At 37.5% G+C, this 18,171-nt stretch carries 20 protein-coding genes and 2 riboswitches; of the genes, 13 read left to right on the forward strand and 7 right to left on the reverse strand.

The annotated features are described in order from the left end of the window. The first annotated feature begins 71 nt into the window (after positions 1-71). From sigX to AC1Q6O_RS04645, 8 genes are all read left to right on the forward strand, one after another. Positions 72-605, forward strand: a complete 534-nt coding sequence (gene sigX / locus AC1Q6O_RS04610) for an RNA polymerase sigma factor SigX (RefSeq protein WP_036124281.1) — start codon at positions 72-74, stop codon at positions 603-605. Next, on the forward strand, positions 602-1,885 hold the full coding sequence (locus AC1Q6O_RS04615; RefSeq protein ID WP_089985416.1) for an RNA polymerase subunit sigma: 1,284 nt from the start codon (positions 602-604) through the stop codon (positions 1,883-1,885). Before sigX ends, AC1Q6O_RS04615 begins: the two co-directional genes overlap by 4 nt. A gap of 153 nt (positions 1,886-2,038) precedes the next feature. Continuing rightward, positions 2,039-2,226: riboswitch (FMN riboswitch) on the forward strand. 219 nt (positions 2,227-2,445) lie between these two features. Further along, a complete protein-coding gene (locus AC1Q6O_RS04620; protein WP_008174600.1) occupies positions 2,446-3,033 on the forward strand; it encodes an ECF transporter S component in 588 nt (195 codons plus the stop codon). 178 nt (positions 3,034-3,211) lie between these two features. Beyond that, complete coding sequence (locus AC1Q6O_RS04625) at positions 3,212-4,558, forward strand: sodium-dependent transporter (protein ID WP_089985417.1); 1,347 nt, start codon at positions 3,212-3,214, stop codon at positions 4,556-4,558. 191 nt (positions 4,559-4,749) lie between these two features. Then, positions 4,750-6,084, forward strand: coding sequence for a type I glutamate--ammonia ligase (gene glnA, locus AC1Q6O_RS04630; RefSeq protein ID WP_008174595.1), 1,335 nt, complete (start codon positions 4,750-4,752; stop codon positions 6,082-6,084). A 77-nt stretch (positions 6,085-6,161) separates the two neighbouring features. Then, a complete protein-coding gene (locus tag AC1Q6O_RS04635; RefSeq protein ID WP_043989777.1) occupies positions 6,162-6,359 on the forward strand; it encodes a hypothetical protein in 198 nt (65 codons plus the stop codon). A 614-nt stretch (positions 6,360-6,973) separates the two neighbouring features. Next, on the forward strand, positions 6,974-7,837 hold the full coding sequence (locus AC1Q6O_RS04640) for an AraC family transcriptional regulator (RefSeq protein ID WP_008174590.1): 864 nt from the start codon (positions 6,974-6,976) through the stop codon (positions 7,835-7,837). 178 nt (positions 7,838-8,015) lie between these two features. Next, on the forward strand, positions 8,016-8,441 hold the full coding sequence (locus AC1Q6O_RS04645; RefSeq protein ID WP_239355316.1) for a pyridoxamine 5'-phosphate oxidase family protein: 426 nt from the start codon (positions 8,016-8,018) through the stop codon (positions 8,439-8,441). A gap of 112 nt (positions 8,442-8,553) precedes the next feature. Here the strand turns inward: AC1Q6O_RS04645 and AC1Q6O_RS04650 are convergent, their stop codons facing one another. Then, positions 8,554-9,060, reverse strand: coding sequence for a GNAT family N-acetyltransferase (locus tag AC1Q6O_RS04650; RefSeq protein ID WP_090001085.1), 507 nt, complete (start codon positions 9,058-9,060; stop codon positions 8,554-8,556). A 134-nt stretch (positions 9,061-9,194) separates the two neighbouring features. Here AC1Q6O_RS04650 and AC1Q6O_RS04655 point away from each other — a divergent pair, with 134 nt between their 5' ends. Beyond that, positions 9,195-9,965 carry a GNAT family N-acetyltransferase gene (locus tag AC1Q6O_RS04655; protein WP_043989774.1) on the forward strand — a complete coding sequence of 257 codons (771 nt, stop codon included), beginning with the start codon at positions 9,195-9,197 and terminating at the stop codon, positions 9,963-9,965. A 35-nt stretch (positions 9,966-10,000) separates the two neighbouring features. Here AC1Q6O_RS04655 and AC1Q6O_RS04660 read toward each other — a convergent pair whose 3' ends face one another. Then, complete coding sequence (locus AC1Q6O_RS04660) at positions 10,001-10,264, reverse strand: Parvovirus coat protein VP1-like protein (protein WP_083796472.1); 264 nt, start codon at positions 10,262-10,264, stop codon at positions 10,001-10,003. 183 nt (positions 10,265-10,447) lie between these two features. On the opposite strand from AC1Q6O_RS04660, the gene AC1Q6O_RS04665 reads away from it, so the two are divergent. Continuing rightward, entirely contained in the window at positions 10,448-11,497 is a 1,050-nt protein-coding gene (locus tag AC1Q6O_RS04665; protein ID WP_239355317.1) for a DUF418 domain-containing protein, read from the forward strand. A gap of 98 nt (positions 11,498-11,595) precedes the next feature. Here the strand turns inward: AC1Q6O_RS04665 and AC1Q6O_RS04670 are convergent, their stop codons facing one another. Beyond that, the gene (locus AC1Q6O_RS04670; RefSeq protein WP_008174582.1) at positions 11,596-12,069 is read right to left on the reverse strand and encodes a YbaK/EbsC family protein; all 474 of its coding nucleotides are present in this window, start codon (positions 12,067-12,069) and stop codon (positions 11,596-11,598) included. Between the two features lie 196 nt (positions 12,070-12,265). Here AC1Q6O_RS04670 and AC1Q6O_RS04675 point away from each other — a divergent pair, with 196 nt between their 5' ends. The 3 genes from AC1Q6O_RS04675 to AC1Q6O_RS04685 all read left to right on the forward strand — a co-directional run bounded on the left by AC1Q6O_RS04675 (position 12,266) and on the right by AC1Q6O_RS04685 (position 14,322). Continuing rightward, complete coding sequence (locus AC1Q6O_RS04675; protein ID WP_492400939.1) at positions 12,266-13,414, forward strand: PstS family phosphate ABC transporter substrate-binding protein; 1,149 nt, start codon at positions 12,266-12,268, stop codon at positions 13,412-13,414. A gap of 31 nt (positions 13,415-13,445) precedes the next feature. Then, positions 13,446-13,540, forward strand: a riboswitch (guanidine-I (ykkC/yxkD leader). A gap of 126 nt (positions 13,541-13,666) precedes the next feature. Beyond that, positions 13,667-14,008, forward strand: a complete 342-nt coding sequence (locus tag AC1Q6O_RS04680) for a DMT family transporter (protein ID WP_036124306.1) — start codon at positions 13,667-13,669, stop codon at positions 14,006-14,008. After that, a complete protein-coding gene (locus AC1Q6O_RS04685; RefSeq protein WP_008174577.1) occupies positions 14,008-14,322 on the forward strand; it encodes a DMT family transporter in 315 nt (104 codons plus the stop codon). Before AC1Q6O_RS04680 ends, AC1Q6O_RS04685 begins: the two co-directional genes overlap by 1 nt. A 56-nt stretch (positions 14,323-14,378) precedes the next feature. Here the strand turns inward: AC1Q6O_RS04685 and AC1Q6O_RS04690 are convergent, their stop codons facing one another. The 4 genes from AC1Q6O_RS04690 to AC1Q6O_RS04705 form a co-directional block, all read right to left on the reverse strand. Beyond that, positions 14,379-15,257, reverse strand: a complete 879-nt coding sequence (locus tag AC1Q6O_RS04690; protein WP_492400940.1) for a glycine betaine ABC transporter substrate-binding protein — start codon at positions 15,255-15,257, stop codon at positions 14,379-14,381. 68 nt (positions 15,258-15,325) lie between these two features. After that, positions 15,326-16,180 (reverse strand): ABC transporter permease, encoded by an 855-nt coding sequence (locus AC1Q6O_RS04695; RefSeq protein ID WP_008174570.1) that lies wholly within the window; start codon positions 16,178-16,180, stop codon positions 15,326-15,328. After that, positions 16,173-17,372 carry a quaternary amine ABC transporter ATP-binding protein gene (locus AC1Q6O_RS04700; protein ID WP_008174567.1) on the reverse strand — a complete coding sequence of 400 codons (1,200 nt, stop codon included), beginning with the start codon at positions 17,370-17,372 and terminating at the stop codon, positions 16,173-16,175. Before AC1Q6O_RS04700 ends, AC1Q6O_RS04695 begins: the two co-directional genes overlap by 8 nt. 158 nt (positions 17,373-17,530) lie before the next feature. Further along, on the reverse strand, positions 17,531-18,166 hold the full coding sequence (locus AC1Q6O_RS04705) for a GntR family transcriptional regulator (protein ID WP_008174565.1): 636 nt from the start codon (positions 18,164-18,166) through the stop codon (positions 17,531-17,533). Positions 18,167-18,171 lie beyond the last annotated feature (5 nt).

Consider the following 18,171-nt stretch of genomic DNA (forward strand, 5'->3'; position numbering starts at 1 on the left):
GTTTGTTATTAATTGACTGTAACTTCTGTGAATGTAAGACGACAAATAATATAGAACGGGGGTGGAGTGCATTGAATGACTCCGTGTTCCATCGACTATACGATGCCTATCATCAAGACGTGTTCCAGTTTCTAATCTATCTAGTAAAAAACCGTACACTTGCTGAAGATTTAGCGCATGAAGTTTATGTAAGAGTATTGCGCTCATACGATCAATTTGCAGGCAATAGTAGTGAGAAAACATGGCTTTTTGCAATAGCCAAAAATGTTGCGATTGATCATTTTAGAAAGCAAGCAGTGCGTCAGAAGCATTCGCTTGATTTCTTTGACTGGGAAACGGAACAGCTCCATTCAAACACACCATCACCGGAGGAAATGCTACAGGCCAGTGATGAATTTATGCAAGTAGAGTCAGCATTAGAAAACTGTACTGGCGATCAAAAAATGGTCATTATTATGCGCTATTTCCAGGATTTATCGATTGCAGAAACGGCGCAAATACTTGATTGGACAGAAGCGAAGGTAAAAACAACCCAGCATCGAGCCATTAAATTTTTAAGGCAACAGCTACAGCCGATCAGAGAACAGGAGGCGAAACGGCAATGACACATAAGGCATTTGATGATGAGCAGCTTGAACATGTACTGAACAATGCCCCTAAGCTTTCTGACCACCGTTCGAAAGAAGATATATTAAATCGGTTAATGGCAGATGCTCGCTTGCAAGATAATATCCACCTTCAAGAAGCTATGCAAGAACCTATAGAAGATGAACCATCTCAACAGGAAGGTGCTATCATTCAAAAGCCTGCGACGAAATCAAAAGTACGTAATATGCAGATTTATATGAGTGTAGCCGCAGTCTTTGTGCTAACAATACTAGTTGGCACAATATTGAAGAACAATCAAGGTGAGCAAAAAGATCAAGCGAGTATGCCTGAAACGGCTCAGTTTTCGACGATGCAAGAGGATTCAGCAGCAAAGGAAGCGGCCACGCAGGATGAAATGCTGGATTCCAAAAGTATTGTTGCGGAACATGAGCGCATTTTATCTTTACGTACATCTGTCTATGAGGAGGATGTAAAAGATGCTGTCGTATTCCGTATTGGTTTGGCAGGGCGTGATGCGGAAAGTGTTCCTATGACGTATGTGATTCCAAATGAACGTGTGGCTACGGATTTTGGAGAAGAGAAGCCTTCTACCTTACGGATATATGAAAAGTATGCTCCTCAAATTGACGAGGAGGCCAAAGGGTTTACAGAGTATCATCCTTATAAAGGTGAGCTGAAGGAAAAGGATGATAAGCTTATCCATGTCTTGCCAAAGGGGAATGACTATGATGTTGCCTCTGCTGCAGTAAATGAATATAAAGGCACAATGGAAGACACATTCTCGGACTCTGAATACACCGAAGTGGAAATCCAAAATGAAGATGGAACCCCGTATGAGTTTTCTCAAGAAGGTGAGCCAAGTCAAGGAATGTCCTTAACGAATGCAAAGCACTATAATTATTACTTGTACCATGATTCCAATGGTGCAGAATATTTATCACCAGATTTCCGTCAATCTTTTGAGACAGTCACAGAGGCACTTACACTGATGAAAAATAAAAATGATGATGTCTATACATCCGTAGTGCCTGAAAATGTAACATACACAGTCACTGAACAAGCGGAAGGTGTCGTTGTTACTTTTGATATTCCGCTTGATTTAACATCTATGGAACCAATACGAGCTACTCAATTAATTGAGGCCATGATGTTAACTGCTGCTAGCTTTAATCAACAGCTCCTTTTAGATAATGTTGTGCAAGAAAGCTGGGAAGGCTTTGATTTGAAGGGTTATTTACCAAAGCCAGTGGGACCAAATAAACAATTTTTACCATAGTCGAAGGAAGAAAAAAACAAGAGAGGCATTCCTGTATGGCGGGAGTGCCTTTTCTATTTATAAAACATAGCAATTTAATCGGATTTTTTGAGCAGAACTATTTACTTTTACTTCGTAATTCATTATAGTAAAGCTGTAGTATAAAATAATATGATTCATCTTCGGGGCAGGGTGAAAATCCCGACCGGCGGTAATAGAGTCATAAATCGCTAGTGAATATATTCATTAGCTCGCTTGATTTATGTTAAACTCTTCAGCCCGCGACCTGTGCGAATTTTCGCATGGCTGACTTGGTGAAATTCCAAGGCCGACAGTTAAAGTCTGGATGGGAGAAGATGAAGGTACGATCGTCATTCATTGTCATGAAATGAACTATGACCGAGCGCTTTTTTGTATGTTTTATTAAACTGTGCTCAAAAATTAGTTGATGAGGACGCTTATTCGTTATGCCTTTCTCCCTTATGCTTTATTAAACGCATAAGGGTTTTTTCATGAAACAATTGAAAGATCGTCACCTTTCTTCTTGCGAGATTGAATCAGCAAAGAGGAGAGAGTTTTCTATGAAGAAAAATGTCAAACTTCAATCGTTTATTACGATTGGGATGCTGAGCAGTATTTCATTTTTATTAATGCTTTTTAATTTCCCAATTCCGCCATTCCCAGCATTTTTGGAAGTGGATTTCAGTGATATGCCTGCCTTGCTTGCAGCAATCACAATGGGACCTGTAGCTGGTATTTTAGTAGAATTGTTTAAAAATGTGTTGGATTGGATTTTCTCAGGCACTCCAACAGGCGTTCCGGTAGGGCATATGGCCAATTTTGTAACAGGTATTTTATTCATCTTGCCAGTAAGCTTTATTTTTAATCGATTTAAAACAATCGCTGGTCTTGTTGGAGGTTTAGCAATAGGAACAGTTGTGATGGCAGTAGGAATGAGTGTTTTAAACTATGCTGTATTTTTACCAATGTACACTTACTTCTTAGGAATGGAGCCTGTTGTAGGTGACTCACTTTATAAAATGATTATCGCTGGTATTTTACCATTTAATATTGTCAAAGGGATTTTATTAACGGGTATTATGGCGTTATTATTTACGACAATGCGTAAATGGATTGACCGCCAGCGTTCTATGTATATAACAAAATAAAATGTACTAAGCCTCGAGGGATGAACTCGAGGCTTTTTTATGGCGAAATGTAGAAAAAATAGAAAAAGGTAATGGGTTGTCCAAGTATAACTAGTTCTTTTTTAGTAATACCTAGTCGAAAGCTATAATTTCATGTAAAATTAGAGAAGAGTTTAGAAAGTTAGAGGAGTTTGAAGAGATGAGTGGAAAAAAAGGACAGTGGTCTAGTAAGTTAGGATTTATTTTAGCATCAGCAGGTGCTGCAATAGGACTAGGAGCGATTTGGAAGCTTCCGTATGTAACCGGACAAAGTGGCGGAGGGGCGTTTTTCTTAATCTTTGTATTGTTTACATTGTTAATTGGGCTCCCGATGCTATTATCTGAATATATTTTAGGACGAGGTACACAGTCAGAGGCAATTACTGCCTATAAAAAAATTGCTCCTACGAAAAAGGGATGGGCATGGATTGGCCGCATGGGTGTTCTCGGATGTTTTTTATTACTAACATTTTATAGCGTTGTCGGTGGCTGGATTTTTATTTATAGTGGGCTAGGCGTAGCGGGTGCTGTCATTGATCCGGCTATTGATCCTGGAGAACTATTTGGAAAGATAATTGGTACACCTTGGATTACAATTGTAGGTTTGGCTTTGTTTACATTAGCAAACGTACTTGTTATTTCGTTAGGTGTCCAAAATGGTATTGAAAAGGCGAATAAATGGATGATGCCATTGCTCTTTATTATGTTCATTGTCCTAGTGATACGTGCTGTCACATTAGATGGCGCCATGGACGGGGTAAAATTCTTTTTATGGCCTGATTTTTCAAATATTACCGGAAAAGCCTTATTAGAAGCTTTAGGGCAATCCTTCTTTGGGTTAGCCGTTGGATTTTCTTGCCTTGTTACATATAGTTCCTACCTCAAAAAAGATGTGAGTTTACCGAATTCAGCAGGCTCCGTCGTTATGCTAACGGTACTTGTTTCATTTTTAGCTGGACTAGCTATCTTCCCGGTCGTTTTTGCTTTTGATTTAGAGCCGGCAGCTGGGCCAGGCTTGTTATTTATGGTGTTACCGACAGCATTTAGCCAAATGCCATTTGGGGAAGTATTTTTAGCGATGTTTTTATTATTATTCTTATTTGCCACATTAACGTCCTCGTTTAGTTTATACGAAATTATTGTTGCGGCATTTATGGAAAATAGTCAGAAGTCTCGTCTCGTATGGACTTCTTGCCTAGGTATAGTCGTCTTTCTTGCGGCCATCCCAGCATCCCTTTCCTCTAGCCTGCTAGCGGATGTATCGGTTTTTGGGAAGAATATTTTTGATGCAACTGACTTTTTAGTATCAAACTTAATGCTGCCATTGGGTAACTTGTCCATTGCGATTTTTATTGCATATGTAGTGGATAAGGAATTTGTGAAAAGAGAACTGCTAATGGGAAGCCAGATGGGGCAGGGGTATTATGCGATTTACAGGATGTTAATGTTAATCATAGTACCTGCTGTCATACTCGTAGTATTCGTTAATATGCTATTTCAATTTTAAAAATATATATAAGGTGTATCCATTTAGTAAATGGGTACGCCTTTTTTATGTATCGAAATTCAAGATAAATATATTCTAAAAAAACGATGTTATAAAACTTTACATACATATTGCTAATAACAATAAAATGATGTATTTTAAAAGCAGTTATAAAAAATGTGTTAACTAAATTTACATTGGAGTGGTGGAAAATGAAACATTATACAAAAGAAGGTATTATACGCCGAGTAAAGGAAGAAAATGTGAAGTTTATTCGCCTACAATTTACTGATATATTAGGAACGATTAAAAATGTAGAAGTACCTGTGAGTCAATTAGAAAAAGCTTTAGACAATAAGGTTATGTTTGATGGCTCTTCGATTGAAGGCTTTGTACGTATAGAGGAGTCTGATATGTACTTGAGACCAGATTTCAATACATTTGTCATTTTTCCTTGGACAGCTGAAAAAGGTAAGGTGGCACGCCTTATATGCGATATTGCAAGGCCAGATGGGTCACCATTTGAAGGAGACCCACGCTCCAATTTAAAGCGCGTTTTAAAGGAAATGGAGGAGTTAGGTTTCACTTCCTTTAACTTGGGCCCAGAGCCAGAATTTTTCCTTTTTAAGCTGGATGAAAAGGGGCATCCGACACTTGAGCTAAATGACAGCGGAGGTTATTTTGACTTAGCTCCGACAGATTTAGGAGAGAATTGTCGTCGGGATATTGTTTTAGAGCTAGAAGGGATGGGCTTTGAAATTGAGGCATCTCACCATGAAGTAGCACCTGGACAGCATGAAATTGATTTTAAATATGCTAGTGCCATTGAAGCATGCGACAATATTCAAACATTTAAATTAGTCGTAAAAACAATCGCTGCACAGCATGGGCTACATGCAACATTTATGCCGAAGCCATTATTCGGAGTTAACGGCTCTGGTATGCATTTTAATCTATCATTATTTGAAGGGGATAAAAATGCATTTTATGATGAACACGCAGAACTTCAATTAAGTGCAACAGCTCGTAGCTTTATGGCAGGAATCATCCAGCATGTACACGGATTTACGGCAATTACGAATCCACTTGTTAATTCTTATAAACGATTAGTCCCAGGCTATGAGGCCCCATGCTATGTTGCTTGGTCTGCTCAAAACCGTTCACCACTTATTCGTATACCAGCAGCTAGAGGATTATCAACACGTGTTGAATTACGTTCAGTGGATCCAGCGGCGAATCCTTATTTAGCAATGGCTGTGATCTTGGCTTCGGGGCTTGATGGCATACGCAAGGATTTAACGCCTCCAGCAGCGGTAGATCGAAATATTTATAAAATGACAGGTCCAGAGCGTGAATTAAATGGCATTGATAGCTTACCCTCTTCATTAGAACATGCGTTAATTGAATTAGAAATGGATTCAGTTGTACGAGATGCTCTAGGTGATCATATTTATGAAAAGTTTAATGTTGCCAAAGAAATCGAATGGGATAAATACCGCACACGGGTCCATAACTGGGAGCGTGAGGAATATTTAACGATGTACTAAAAAATATTGGAGCTAAAAAGCTCCAATATTTTTATACTGACTTTCATACCCTTTATTAAAGAAAAGGGGTGTGGGCAATGACACAAACGACTCAAGTTGTGACAATTCAAAACAACGATATTGTGCAATTTGAACATGATATTAATCGGGCTTTATTAGATTTAAGTTACTTTTTCATACTTGATATCAAATACAATACCCTTTATATCGGAGAACAAACGGTCATCCATTCTGCCTTAATTATTTATCAACATCCAGACGAGAGTAGCCATTAAATTTATATGTAAAAGGATGGTCATGTCGAGAAGACGTGACTTTTTTTTATGGAAATAAAGATAAGAGAAATGGTCGATCTTCTGGGAATGTCAATGGTAGTCGTGCAACATCATCTTTAGATTGCCATGCGATATCGTACATTAATTTATTCAAGATTAAGAAGGGTCATTTGTCCGCCAATTATGATGGCTTCAAAGTAACTGACTTCTACAGCTGCATTAGATTTATCATCAATACTACCTGTAGCCTAATTCTTCGTATACTTCATGATTACAACATGCTTGGAAATTTCCCATTGCCTCCTTTTCATCTGAAGGCATAGCCTAAGTCTTTTCTTCCTCCTTTGGTAAGATACGATGTTGACTATCCTTGATTTAAGGACAATAAAGGCCTTGTCCGTTATTATAAATATAATGGTTATTTTTCGATATTTTTTGATAGTTAGTACAATGGATTTTAGTGGAGAAAGAGCGAAAATCGTATGTAAAGTAACGAAAATAGAAGGAGTGTTAGTGATGAAAAACTGCTTCTACACATACCTGTCCAAAGTTAGCATAAAAAGACAGGCTGGAAAGCATGAACTATTTTAAGATGTTATCAGGGAGTGAGAGCAATGAGTTGGATTGAGTCGATTCAAAAAGCCATTAATTTTATGGAGGATCATTTATTAGAAAACATAACCATTGAACAAATTGCACAGGAGGTTAATTCATCTGTCTTTCATTTTCAGCGAACGTTTGCGATTTTAACGGATATGTCGATTGCGGATTATTTAAGACGGAGGAGATTAACATTAGCAGCTCAGGAATTAATGGATACAGATCAAAAAATAATCGATCTCGCCTACAAATATGGCTATGAAACTCCTGAAGCCTTTACAAAAGCGTTTCGTAAACAGCATTATGTAACGCCGAGTGAAGCGAGAAAGAAGCAAGGACCATTACAATCATACAATCGCCTGGTTATACAGGTAAGCTTGAAGGGAGCAGAACCAATGAAGTATAAAATCGTAGAAAAAGACAAGTTTCAAGTTGTTGGGGTAAAAAGAACGTACAACTGCCAAGATGGAGAGAATACTCGAGAAATACCATTATTCTGGCAGGAAATCAATGAGAGTGCCTTCGATCACCATCTATATCAATTAAATAATGGCAATATCAATGGGGTACTGGGCGTATGTGTACCTAATACAAGCCAAGGACAACAGGGGTTCATTGATTATTGGATTGCTACAAATCATGAAGGGGATGTAGGAGAAGATCTATTAACAATGGAAGTGCCTGCATCAAAATGGGTTGTATTTGAGGTACATGGCCCTATGCCAGATGCCATGCAAAATACGTGGAAACAAATATATTCAGAATGGTTCCCATCCAATCCATATGAGCCAGCAGGAACAGCGGAGCTTGAGGTGTACCCTGAAGAAGATGCATATAGTCCTGATTCATACTCAGAAATTTGGATTCCAATTAAATAACGATAAAGTAAAGCCAAGAATGCTAAACAAATGCATTCTTGGCTTTACTTATTGTTGAAAGAAAAAATATCCTTTTTTTAGGTGTCACAAAGATGTAAAATATATATATGTTTAGAATGAACGATTTTTTTTTAATCGTTCCATATTTAGATGTGGGGGTTAAAATAAGATAAGGGGTATGATTCAAAACAAATGGGTAGAAATTTCTCATGATGAAGTACTGCAATTTTTAAAGATGGGGAAAGTAGCACATGTTGCGACGGTTGATGAAGAAGGATATCCTTATGTGATTCCATTTGTTTATGTGTATGAGAGAAATGATAAACTTTATTTGCATATCTGTAATATGCGAGAAAGCCATTTTTGGTCCAATATTAAACAAAACCCTAAAATCAGTATAGAAGTAAGTGAAATGGGCGATTTACACTCAGGGGAAAAATATGCTTGTCAATCTGCACTTGTCTACCAAAGTGTAGTACTATTTGGACAAGTTGTAAGAATTGAAGAGGAGTCAAGGAAGGAATGGCTCTTTGATGCGCTTTTAGAGAAATACGGTAATCCTGAATGGACATTTGAAAAAAGAGGGCTATCCAATTATGCCTAAAATAGAGTTATTCGAAGTACAAATAGAAAAGTTGACGGGGAAAATTAATAACGGCATGTATCACTAAGCAGAAAGCTAAGAATGGTTAGATAACCATTCTTAGCTTTCTATATTACCTTTTACATAGTGTGTATACTTGTAAATTTTCTTCATTGCTATCATAGCCCTGCAAAATAAAATTCAATTTCTGCAAGACTTTGATGGAATTAATATTCGCGGCATCGACCTTTGCTACAATTGTCTTCATCTCCAAATGTGTAAAAGCAATATCGATTAAAGCGATAATAGCTTCTGTGGCGTAGCCCTTGCCCCAATGAGTCTTCGCCAAGTCATAGCCAATTTCTGCGGTAGCTTTATCGAAATCTACGTTATTAAATCCACAGGAGCCAATGATACAATTGCCTATCTTTTCAATGATAGAATAGCGAATGGCCCTATGTTCATTAGCTAATTGATTGAGTAATTCAATCATTTCCAGCGCCTGTTCTTCGTGTGTAAAGTTTGAGATATTCATAAATTTGGTCACAGCAGGATCTGACCAAATCGCCCATAAACTTTTAGCATCAGCACTAGCCACTTTTCGTAATAATAATCTTTCCGTGTCCATACATTCAATCAATACTTTTACCTCCAAGATTTTAATGGTGTTGGATGAAAAATATTGCTATCTGTGCATCATTCAGTCCCTTCAACTAGATCTATATTTTATTATAAAATATAAGGTGCTTAATGCCAATAAAAGGGGGAAACGTCGTGATAAAAGTTACAGCGAATCATTATCCAATCATTAAACAAAACATTCTAAGGGCTCCAACATTTGTTTATAGTATTCTTGATCAATTAATAGAAGGGACAGTCTATGCAGATACAGCTACTTTTCAAACGCTCCTAATACATACAAAATCAGGAATTTATTTTGTATATGGTGATTCAACTACAACTGAGTTTGACCGTCAGCTTGCCATTTGCCTCGAGCAATCTGTAGAGCAAGGGAAGCGCTTTACCTTATTTTCTTATTCAGAGCAATGGAATACTAAAATTGAACAACTTGTAAATGGGCAGCTTAGAAAATTAGAACGCTATACCTTTACATTTGATAAAAGCTTGTATGGTGGGAAGGAGAAGCAAGAAGTATCCAATTTTGAGGTCATGCCAATTACTCAACATCATATAAATAACGCAATGGAGTTTACATGTGCTTACTATGATGAATATTGGGATTCTACGGCTAATTTCCTGACAAATGGTTTTGGCTTTTGTCTAATACATAAGGAGCAAATCGTCAGTGAAGCCGTTTCTATTTTTAAATCAAATGACTATGCTGAAATTGATATTATGACAGATTCGAATTATAGAGGTCAGGGATTGGCTAGTTTGATCGCGACAACATTTATCAATCATTGTTTGGCCAACGAGCTAAAGCCTTGCTGGGATTGTGATATCTCCAATACAGCATCCATTTATTTAGGGACAAAGCTTGGCTTTATGGGTCCACAGAAATATGCGATTTATACAAAAAAGTAGCCCACGCTGTTTTCAACATAACGTGAGCTTCATTGTTAAAAGAATCGATTACGTAGTTCGAATACCCGATTGAATAGTCTTGCATCTCTCGCCATCTTATTGGGTGCATGCATGTGAGGTCTGAGGCATTTCTGAAATAGTTCATCACAATATCTTATGCTACCGTAACGATCATAACATTCATCATGTTGTTTACAGCAACTATCCACAGCATTTGTGGGTTCACCTGGTCCCGAGCAACCAGGTCCACAGTATCGATAGCCCGGGTAACAAAAACCAAATTTGCGATTTCTTTTCATCGGAGAAACCTCTTTTCTACTATGTTCTTACTATAAAATATGTTATTTTTTTCGGGAGAATCGGATAAAAAACTATAAAGTTAATCTTTTGATTTGTAAGGTTCCTGTAAGCTTAAAAAAAAATAGTTGTAAGGATGAAGAGTTATGCTAGCTATAGCATAAAAGATAAGGAGTTATTTGAACATGAATCCATCCGTTACACAAAAAGAACGAATTCTTTCCTTGGACATTATTCGAGGATTAGCATTATTTGGTATTTTATTTATTAATGTAGGCGCCTATCAGGTCATAATAGAGGGCGGCCCTATGCCTGATTATAGTGGCATCAATGGAGTGATCGATTCACTTATTGATATCTTTATTGAAAAGAAATTCTTTTCAATCTTTTCATTCCTATTCGGTGTTGGTTTTTATATTTTTGCTTCTCGGGCAGAAGCTCGTGGGGATAAACCAAAACGACGCTTTGCAAGACGTTTAGTTGCATTATTGATTATTGGTATCATTCATATTTTCCTGTTTTGGGGTTCAATCTTAGCTATCTATGCAGTTATTGGATTTTTATTGCTACCATTTTACTCTGCGAAAATTTCAACAATTTGTAAATGGCTTTTTACAATCATTACACTTCATATTCTTGCTATATTAGGTCAATTGTATATGCCAACTAATTCGATAATGGCCACTATTTTAGGTCTTTTAGGGAATGATGCTATCGCTATATTTATCATGTTTTTAAGTGGATTTTTAGTAGCGAAAGCTGGTTGGATTGGTCATATTGGCGCTCATATCCAACAAATAAAATGGCTGCTTCTTGTTACGGGCCCATTCTTTATTGGTTTTTCACTATGGATATGGTTTGCCTCACAAGCTGATGACCAACAGTTACAATCTATTATTGGTTTAGGAGTAGTTCCGACAACATATTTTTATTTAGCTTGTTTATTTACTATTTTAGAGAATCGTCAAATAGAGAAAATTTTTCAGCCAATCGGACGAGTGGGACAAATGGCATTTACCAACTATTTAGCCCAAAGCTTTATTGGTATGACCATCATCTCGATTATGGGCTTAGAAGTCGTTTCACCATCAGATATTGTAGTAATCGCAAGCATTATTTTTATCATCCAAATTATCTTTAGCATGATTTGGTTCAAATTCTTTTCCATTGGTCCATTTGAAAAGCTATGGCGCTATATGACATATGGTAAAAAAATTGTGAAAAAGCAATCATAAAAGCTCTATGATTTTTTCCATTGATGAAAGAGAATTGGAGAAATAGCTACAATAAAAATCGGTGAGACTGTTGAAAAGTTTCACCGATTTTTGTTCGTCTAATCATGCCAGCCCTTACAGACATCAATCCATTCTTCATAGGGCGTATAGGTTTCAAGCTCAGAAATAGTAACCTCTATCGCGGAATTACTACTGCCACATGCAGGAAAAACCGTTGTAAACCGTTTAAGGGATTCATCTAAATAAATAACAACACCTTCATTCACACCAAAGGGACAAACTCCACCGACATCATGACCAATCATAGCTTCCACATCATCTTTGCCTAGCATCTTTGCTTTTGTCCCAAACACTGCTTTATATTTGGCATTATCGATTTTTGCATCACCGGCTGCCACAATTAATATAGCGCCATCATTGACAAGAAAGGATAAAGATTTTGCTATGCGGGCAGGCTCACAGCCAAGTGCCTGAGCTGCTAATTCAACAGTTGCAGAGCTCTCCTCTAACTCTTGTATTTTGTGTTCCACATGCCATTGGGCTAAATGGCTGCGTACTTTTTCTATTGCCATATGTACATTCCTCCTAATCATCAGTTACGCCTTGGCGATTTTTCTTCCATCACCTTAGGCATGATCTTGTTTCAAATAGATGTCGAATCAAGATAAATTTAATTTTAACATAATTTTCAGATTATAATGTTGCGAATGCCTGCTTTTTCTAGTACGATGAATTTGAAAGTGTAAAATTACACTGGAGGGTTGCGTCTTGATTAAATTTTTACAAATCGTGAGCGTTATGATTGGTTTATCAGTAGTGACAGTAATGGTAGCACTTATTGTCATTCTGAATGGTCATATGCACTTTCTACCACTAGTTTATACAGTTCCCGTTTGTTTATTTGTGTTGTTTGTTGGTGGAATATTTAATTGGATACATACAAAAAAGAAAAGGAGATGGTTAATGAGTGTATTAGGTGTAGCAATAGTAATTGCTTTAATTACTCCTATTCAACATTATTATAAGCTGAGTATTCCCACTGTAGATGCAGAAATTGATATATCTGCCTATCAACCATTTACGCGGGGCAATCTAGTGGTAAAGCCTGACGAAGTAGCCTCATTACAATTGACAGAGTCATTACCGCGATTAGATGGAGCCACGGCTATGTATCCTTTATATGCAGCTTTTGTGGAGGCTACTTACCCTAAAGGAGACTACCAGCCATATAATAGTAGGGTCCAAGTGAGCCGTACGCCAGAAGCCTATCAAAGTTTAATAGCGGGATATGTGGATCTTATTTTTGTGGCAGCACCTTCTGTCTCGCAAGAATGGCAAGCAGAAAAAGAAGGACTTACGTTTGATATGACACCAATAGGGCGAGAGGCATTTGTTTTTTTCGTCCATCATAAAAACAATGTGGATAATGTTACATTAGAACAGGTGAAGAAAATATATGCTGGTGACATTACCAATTGGCGTGATGTAGGCGGTGAGGATGAAGCCATCCGTGCTTTCCAGCGTCTGGCGGATAGTGGAAGTCAAACGGCATTAGAGAAATTAATGGGCAACATGCCGATTATGAAGGCACCTTCTGAAAATATTGCTTCAGGAATGGGGGGCATTATCCATGAAGTATCACAATATCGAAACTATAAAAATGCGATGGGCTATATCTTTAGATATTATTCGACAGAAATGGTTCAAAATAAAAAAATCAAATTACTATCCATTGATGGAGTAGCTCCAACTAAAGAGAATATTCGAAATGGAACATATCCTTTAGTATCCGAGTTTTATGCAGTCACTGCAGGGACAGAAAATGAAAATGTTCAAAAGCTAATCGATTGGATACGTACCGATGAAGGTCAAGCATTAGTAGAAAAAGTCGGCTATGTTCCAGTGGAAAATTATTAAATAGTTTGCTATACTAAGGTTAATAAAATATTGTAAAGTTTTCTAGGGTTCCGTAGCTGATGCTAGTCTGGTCCGAGAGAAAACCACAATTTTTTTGTGACACGGAGGGATAAAAGCCTGGGAGATACTGTCGATGGACAGTTTCTTCTAGGCTTTTTTCTTTGGCTAAAATCAGGTGATTTGGCGAAAGCTGAGAAAGGATAGTCATCTAGGTAGTCATTCATCGTGTCCTATAAAATGGAGGGATTTTTTATGAATAAGCATTGGTTAAGTGTCATTATCGCTGCTTGCTTTGAAGTAGGCTGGGTCATTGGTTTAAAGCATGCTTCAACTGTATGGGAATGGATAGGCACTGCAATTGCAATCTATGTTAGTTTTTATTTGCTTATTAAAGCGGGAGAGCATTTACCAGTTGGCACGGTATATGCAATTTTTGTAGGCTTAGGGACAGCGGGCACTGTATGCGCGGATAGTTTGCTGTTTGGAGAGCCATGGAAGCTAGCAAAAATACTATGTATTGTTGTTTTATTGGCAGGGGTTGTTGGTTTAAAGCTTGTGACAGGAGAGCCGAAGGAAAAAGAGGTGACTGAATAATGGCGTGGATGGCATTAATAATTGCAGGCTTATGTGAGATGATGGGTGTCTATATGATTAGTAAATATAATAACGAAAAGAATAAAAAAAACTTGGGGTTATTGATATTTGCATTTACATTAAGCTTTGCAGGTCTTGCATATGCTATGGAAACCTTACCAATGGGTACTGCTTATGCAATTTGGACAGGGATTGGTGCGGCTGGAGGAGCCTTGCTAGGAATGTTCTTCTTTAATGAATCAAAGGATTGGAGAAGAGTTGTTTGTATAGTGCTTGTTTTAGGAGCAGCCGTCATGTTGAAAATATTGTCATAAAAGAGGACTATAAAAAATGCACTTCCCGTTGAAAAAAGGAAGTGCATTTTTTTACATTATTTTTTTACATCTTTTGTCCATTCAGCTACTTTTTCTGGATTTGCTTCAATCCAATCTTTAGCAGCGTCTTTTGGATCCTTACCATCCATTACTTCTAGCATAACGCTTTCTAAATCTTCAGCTGTCCAGTGAAAGTTATCTAATACGGAATACACTTCAGGTAAATCCTCTTTTAAACCTTTACGAACAAAAGTATTGATTGTTTCTTCACCACCGAAAACACCTTTTGGATCTTCTAAATATTTAAGATCATATTTAGCAAATTTCCAGTGTGGTGACCAACCAGTAACAATAATTTCTTCCTTTTCTTTCAAAGCCTTAGCTAAAGAAGTAGTCATTGCACCAGACGAAGACGTAACAAAATTCCAATCTGCTAAACTATCATATTCATCTAATGCTTTCTCTGTTGCGGCTGTTATACCAGCGCCAGGCTCGATACCAGTAATTGTACGATCAGCCTCATCTGTTAAATCTTCAATAGAGTTTGCTTTCATATAGCTTGGTACAACTAAGCCAATTTTTGCGCCAGCAAGGTTTTCGCCCAGCTCATCTAATTTATCTTTATATTTTTCATATTGTGATTCATGTGTATGTGGTAACCATGCAGCGACCATGCCGTCTGCCTCGCCTTTAGAAACTGCTTCCCACATAATGGCATTATCCAAAGGAGTTAATGTCACATCATAGCCTAAATCTTCAAGGACTTGCCCCACTACATTTGTAGAGGCGATTTCAGTATCCCACTCTACATAGGCTAAGTTTACCTCCTTAGAATCACTATTTTTTCCAGAACCAGAGTCTCCTCCGCTACATGCAGCGAGCATGAAGCCTAAACCTAAAGCCATTCCTAATTTCCATAGTGTTTTCAGTTTCATCTAATCTCCCTTTCTGTACATCATTTCTATCTATTAAACTGCCTTCATGGCAAGAAAATAAACTAATTTTATAAGGCTTTCTTTTTATTAAAGCTTTGTGTTAAACGGTCAATAATAATAGCAAAAATAACTAAACCTAAACCTGCAACGAAACCATTCCCAACCTGTGTACGTTGTAGGGCTGTTAAGACTTCACGTCCTAAACCTGGAGCACCAATCATCGAGGCGATAACTACCATAGAAAGGGACAGCATTACAGTTTGGTTAATACCTGCCATAATCGTTGATTTAGCAAGTGGGATTTCTACTTTAAATAGTTTTTGACTAGCTGTACTACCATAAGAGTCTGCGGCTTCCACTAATTCTTTAGGTACCTGACGGATACCTAGGTTTGTCATACGTACAGTTGGTGGCAAAGCAAAGATAACGGATGCGAAGACACCAGGTACAATTCCTATGCCGAAAAAGGCAACGGCAGGGATGAGGTAGACAAAGCCAGGCATTGTTTGCATGAAATCGAGTATTGGTTTAATAATACTTTCAGCGATTGTAGACTTCGACATTAGAATCCCAAGTGGAATACCGATGATGATGGAAATAATACTTGAAAAGATGACGAGCGTGGTTGTTTCCATCAGATTTGTCCAAAGACCTTGATTATAAATAAACAACAAGCCTATTAATGAAAATGAGGCAAGCCCGAATTTTTTACCAGTTGCATAAAAGGCAAAAACAACGACAAGTAATATTAAAATAATGGCTGGGATACTATTTAACAAATCAGTGACCTGATTCATGAGTAGTTTTCCAAATTGCTGAATCGAGTTAAAGAACGCTGAAAAATTACTCGTCAACCAGTCCATAGCTGATTCTACCCATGGAGCTAGTGGTATTGTTGGAATATTATCTAAAAAATTATTCATGTACATCGGCCTCCTCGTCACTCGTTGAAAGTGCTTGGATGACAACGCCTCTAATCAGCACACCAAGCAAGCGACCATCTTTTACGACGGCAATAGGAGTAGGCGAATTATAAATCATCCCTAATATATCCTGTAATAGCATGTCTGGTGGAACTGTTAACACCTCTGATTGCACAATGGAATGGACAGTTTGCTCTTGCTTCTTAGCAGAAGCTAATGCGTCGTCTGCTGTAATAAAGCCTTTTAAATGTCGGTTTTTGTCGACAGCCATTAATAAACTAACAGCCTCTTGTCGCATACGTTTTAGTGCTACTTTAGGGCCGTCTAAATCTACGTTGACATAAACAGGTCGCACCATGACATTTTCAGCCGTCAATACTTTAGAGCGGTCCACATCTTCCACGAATGTTTTGACATAATCATTCGCTGGATTGGTTAATATTTCTTCTCCCGTACCAATTTGAATGATAGAGCCATCCTTCATAATAGCGATTCGATCCCCAATGCGTAATGCTTCATTCAGATCATGAGTGATAAATAAAATTGTTTTTTTGACTTTTTGTTGTAGATCGAGTAGCTCATCTTGCATTTCTTTACGAATTAATGGGTCTAATGCTGAAAAAGCTTCATCCATTAATAAAATTTCAGGATCATTGGCAAGAGCACGCGCTAATCCAACACGTTGCTGCATACCACCTGATAATTGGCTTGGATATTGATCTTTATAAGCGAGTAATCCAGCATTTTCAAGAGCTTGCTCTGCTTTTGCTTGGCGTTCATCCTTTGAAATGCCTCGGATTTCAAGGCCGTATTCGGTGTTTTGAAGTAATGTACGATGAGGGAATAAACCGAAGTTTTGGAAAACCATGCTCATTTTGTTTCTTCTTACGGTCCGTAAACTTTCTTTACCCATTTTAGAAATATTTTCTCCATCGATATATATATTTCCGCTCGTTGGTTCAATAAGGCGGTTTAAGAGCCGTATTAATGTTGATTTACCACTTCCTGATAATCCCATGATAACGAAGATTTCTCCTTCGTTCACTGTAAAGCTTGCATCGTATACACCAACAGTTGCACCTGTTTCTTTTAAGATATCAGTTTTACTTTTTTGTTGCTTGACGAGTTCTAGTGCTTGGGGAATATGTTTGCCAAACACTTTTGATACGTGTTCTACTTTTAATTTTTCCATAGAAGCACTCCTTTCGTAGATTATTACTATTTGAAGATAGTGATACCCAAAAATAAACAAGTAACAACCTTACTGTAACAAAGGGTTGTTACTTTTGTCAAACCGACCAATAAGAAAAAAACCGCTTAAACGCTGTGATATCAGCGCTTAAACGGTTTTTAATTTGGGTATAAAAAGCTTTGTACTCTAGCGAAGCTTTCATCATTTCCAACAAAATAAATAATATCACCTTCTTCGAATGATACATAAGGACCAGGTGATAGTAATAATTCATTACCACGACGAATACCGACGATGGTACTTGATGTATTTTGCCAAAAATTTAAGGCTTGTACAGTTTGATGAATGCATGGACTTTCAGCAGTCATTTCTAATTGATAAGGAATAAATGGATTTACTGAACGGAAATGCTCCGTACGACTAATTAGCTGCTTTGCCTTGTCTTGTAAATTTATTAATTCATGCTGTTGCTTTTGAATACTTGTCAGAAGTTCATTTTGTATTTCATGAATGGATTGAACGTCATGAAATTGTCGGACAAAATGCGCTGCTTTTTCATACGACTTAATAATTACACCGCTACCTTTCGATGCCTCTACAATTTCTAAGTCTTGTAAGACAGCGATTGCTCTTCTCGCAGTCTCAGCAGACACATTATATTGACTTGCAAGAGAAGATCTTGCATATATTTTATCGCCGATGCGGTATTTTCTTTCTACGATTTTGGAGGCAAGGTCGATAGCGATTTGTTGATATTTTGGCTGCTTCAGTTGCACAGTTTTTTCTAAGTTCATTTTAA

The organism is Lysinibacillus sp. GW823-FHT06C08 (assembly GCF_058795135.1).

Excerpts from the sequence above, each read along its gene's own strand:
- AC1Q6O_RS04615 (WP_089985416.1), top strand. The coding sequence starts at position 602 with ATGACACATAAGGCATTTGATGATGAGCAGCTTGAACATGTACTGAAC.
- AC1Q6O_RS04620 (WP_008174600.1), top strand. The coding sequence starts at position 2,446 with ATGAAGAAAAATGTCAAACTTCAATCGTTTATTACGATTGGGATGCTG.
- AC1Q6O_RS04625 (WP_089985417.1), top strand. The coding sequence starts at position 3,212 with ATGAGTGGAAAAAAAGGACAGTGGTCTAGTAAGTTAGGATTTATTTTA.
- glnA (WP_008174595.1), top strand. The coding sequence starts at position 4,750 with ATGAAACATTATACAAAAGAAGGTATTATACGCCGAGTAAAGGAAGAA.
- AC1Q6O_RS04635 (WP_043989777.1), top strand. The coding sequence starts at position 6,162 with ATGACACAAACGACTCAAGTTGTGACAATTCAAAACAACGATATTGTG.
- AC1Q6O_RS04640 (WP_008174590.1), top strand. The coding sequence starts at position 6,974 with ATGAGTTGGATTGAGTCGATTCAAAAAGCCATTAATTTTATGGAGGAT.
- AC1Q6O_RS04645 (WP_239355316.1), top strand. The coding sequence starts at position 8,016 with ATGATTCAAAACAAATGGGTAGAAATTTCTCATGATGAAGTACTGCAA.
- AC1Q6O_RS04660 (WP_083796472.1), bottom strand. The coding sequence starts at position 10,264 with ATGAAAAGAAATCGCAAATTTGGTTTTTGTTACCCGGGCTATCGATAC.
- AC1Q6O_RS04665 (WP_239355317.1), top strand. The coding sequence starts at position 10,448 with ATGAATCCATCCGTTACACAAAAAGAACGAATTCTTTCCTTGGACATT.
- AC1Q6O_RS04670 (WP_008174582.1), bottom strand. The coding sequence starts at position 12,069 with ATGGCAATAGAAAAAGTACGCAGCCATTTAGCCCAATGGCATGTGGAA.
- AC1Q6O_RS04680 (WP_036124306.1), top strand. The coding sequence starts at position 13,667 with ATGAATAAGCATTGGTTAAGTGTCATTATCGCTGCTTGCTTTGAAGTA.
- AC1Q6O_RS04685 (WP_008174577.1), top strand. The coding sequence starts at position 14,008 with ATGGCGTGGATGGCATTAATAATTGCAGGCTTATGTGAGATGATGGGT.
- AC1Q6O_RS04690 (WP_492400940.1), bottom strand. The coding sequence starts at position 15,257 with ATGAAACTGAAAACACTATGGAAATTAGGAATGGCTTTAGGTTTAGGC.
- AC1Q6O_RS04695 (WP_008174570.1), bottom strand. The coding sequence starts at position 16,180 with ATGAATAATTTTTTAGATAATATTCCAACAATACCACTAGCTCCATGG.
- AC1Q6O_RS04700 (WP_008174567.1), bottom strand. The coding sequence starts at position 17,372 with ATGGAAAAATTAAAAGTAGAACACGTATCAAAAGTGTTTGGCAAACAT.
- AC1Q6O_RS04705 (WP_008174565.1), bottom strand. The coding sequence starts at position 18,166 with ATGAACTTAGAAAAAACTGTGCAACTGAAGCAGCCAAAATATCAACAA.